The organism is Xanthomonas sp. SHU 308 (assembly GCF_000364645.1).
Lineage (GTDB): Bacteria > Pseudomonadota > Gammaproteobacteria > Xanthomonadales > Xanthomonadaceae > Xanthomonas_A > Xanthomonas_A sontii.
In genome coordinates, this window is sequence record NZ_AQOK01000119.1 from 1 (window position 1) to 1,959 (window position 1,959).

The window sequence follows — 1,959 nt, forward strand, 5'->3', positions numbered from 1 at the left end:
CCGCCGCCCCCGGCGGGACCCCGGCAGCGACCAACACGCGCTGACCGCGGCGTCACCGCGCGCGGGCGAAGACCGCGCCGCACCGGCCCGGCGGGACCGCACACGGCGCGGCGCTTACAATGGCCGCCACTTCGCCAACGAGACCGCCGTGTCCAAGCAATCCAAAGCCAAGCGCGACAAGCGCAAGAAGCAGCAGTCGCCGCGTCCCTTCGCCCGCCTGGGTCGCGAGCAGCCCATCGCCAACCACGCCGTGCTGCAGAACGAGAGCGGCCGCGTGCTGGCCGCGATCGGCCTGCAGGGTCGTCAATGGCTGCTGTCGGTCGGCGGCCAGACCATGGGCAATGCCGACAATCCGGTGCCGATGCTGGCGATGCTCAAGCACCTGGCCAACCTGCAGGAGCAGGAAGGCAACACCATCACCCTGGACTACTCCACGCAGCTGCAGCAGATGATCGACGCGCTGGCGGCCGAGGCCGGCCAGACCCCGACCGAGTACCTGGACGCGCTGGTTGCCGAGTTCGCCGCGGGCGATGGCGCGGCAGAGGATGCGGACGAGGACGAGACCGACGCGGATGCGGATGCTGACGCCGAGAAGAAGACGAGCGATACCGACCCGGTGGAGGCCGACGGCAGCGCGGCGACCGACGCCGACGGCACGCACAAGCCGGCCTGACCTGGCGCGTGGCGGTCTACATCGACGATGCGGTGCATCCCTGGCGCGGCCAGCGCTGGGGCCACCTGCTCGCCGACACGCTGGACGAACTGCACGCCATGGCGGCGCGGCTGGGCATTCCCCGCCGCGCCTTCCAGAACAAGCTCAGCGGCGCGCACTACGACGTGCCCGCCGCCCTTCGCGACGACGCGATCCGTCTGGGCGCGGTGCCGGTCTCGCGACACAGCGACCGCGAACTGCTGAAAGCATTGATCCGCAATGCACGTGCGCAGGCGCGCGGCGAGGCGCCGTGAACGGTGGCGCCACGTCCGCCTAGAACGGATCGCTGCCCGGGCGCAGTTCGATGTCCAGCAGCGCCGCCAGGCGCCGCATGTCCTCGTCGTCGCGGCTGAGCGCCATCCACCCGGCGTACGCATCGCCCTCGGTGTCCCAGCACCAGAGGGTGTAGCCGTGTTCGCGCAGGCGGTCGTAGGCCACGTTCAGCAGCGCCGGCACGTCATGGCTGTCGAGGAAGTCCTCGTCGTCCACGTCGCCGCCCCAATCGATGCGCAGGTTCCAGCGCGTCGCCAGTTCGTCGATCGCGCCGATCAGCGACTCGGTGTCCTTCCAGTCCACGTAGAAGCCGGCACTCCAGTCGATGGCATCCTTCAGCGTCCACAACCAGCCGTCGTCCTCTTCGCCCTCGTGCTCGGCGCGCGCTTCGCGGAACGCGTTGAACTGACGCAGCGCACTTTCCTCGTCGCCGGGATTGATCAGCAGCAACAGGTTCCAGATCAACCCTTGCTGGGTGTCCGGATCGTCGTCGAGCTCGTCGTGCAGATCGTCGGGATCGTCGTAATCGGTGCTGTTGTCGGGCATGGCGTGAGCCGGCGGATGGAAGGGAAGGTGCAAGTGTGCCGTGCCCGCCGCGGCGACGGAAGCGCACGGAACTCGGCAACGGCGCCGCAGGCGTTTATCCTTCGCAGCCCGGAAGACGGCGCTGTCCGCCGCCACGCGAAGCCACCACGATGTCCGACACGCCCCCCGACCGCCTGGCGGTCAGTCCGCAGAGCCCCTTCCACGATGCCGAGACGCTGTCGCGCGGCGTCGGCATCCGCTTCAACGGCGTGGAGCGCGACAACGTCGAGGATTACTCGATCAGCGAAGGCTGGATCCGCGTCCAGGTCGGCAAGGCGCGCGACCGCCGCGGCAACCCGATGACCATGAAGGTCAAGGGCACGGTCGAAGCCTTCTGGCTCGACGCCAAGTAGGCGCGACCGCCGGCAGGCGCCGCGCCTGCCGGCATG

The 1,959-nt window shown here is 69.5% G+C and carries 4 protein-coding genes; 3 read left to right on the forward strand and 1 reads right to left on the reverse strand.

From position 1 onward, the window contains the following. The first annotated feature begins 148 nt into the window (after positions 1–148). Together D588_RS0105340 and D588_RS0105345 are read left to right on the forward strand one after the other, a co-directional pair. Entirely contained in the window at positions 149–673 is a 525-nt protein-coding gene (locus D588_RS0105340) for a hypothetical protein (protein WP_026143409.1), read from the forward strand. An 8-nt stretch (positions 674–681) separates the two neighbouring features. Next, on the forward strand, positions 682–966 hold the full coding sequence (locus D588_RS0105345; RefSeq protein ID WP_017915239.1) for a DUF4031 domain-containing protein: 285 nt from the start codon (positions 682–684) through the stop codon (positions 964–966). Between the two features lie 19 nt (positions 967–985). Here D588_RS0105345 and D588_RS0105350 read toward each other — a convergent pair whose 3' ends face one another. Continuing rightward, positions 986–1,531 carry a hypothetical protein gene (locus D588_RS0105350; RefSeq protein ID WP_017907656.1) on the reverse strand — a complete coding sequence of 182 codons (546 nt, stop codon included), beginning with the start codon at positions 1,529–1,531 and terminating at the stop codon, positions 986–988. A gap of 149 nt (positions 1,532–1,680) precedes the next feature. On the opposite strand from D588_RS0105350, the gene D588_RS0105355 reads away from it, so the two are divergent. Continuing rightward, positions 1,681–1,923, forward strand: coding sequence for a DUF3297 family protein (locus D588_RS0105355; protein ID WP_017915240.1), 243 nt, complete (start codon positions 1,681–1,683; stop codon positions 1,921–1,923). Positions 1,924–1,959: the final 36 nt, after the last annotated feature.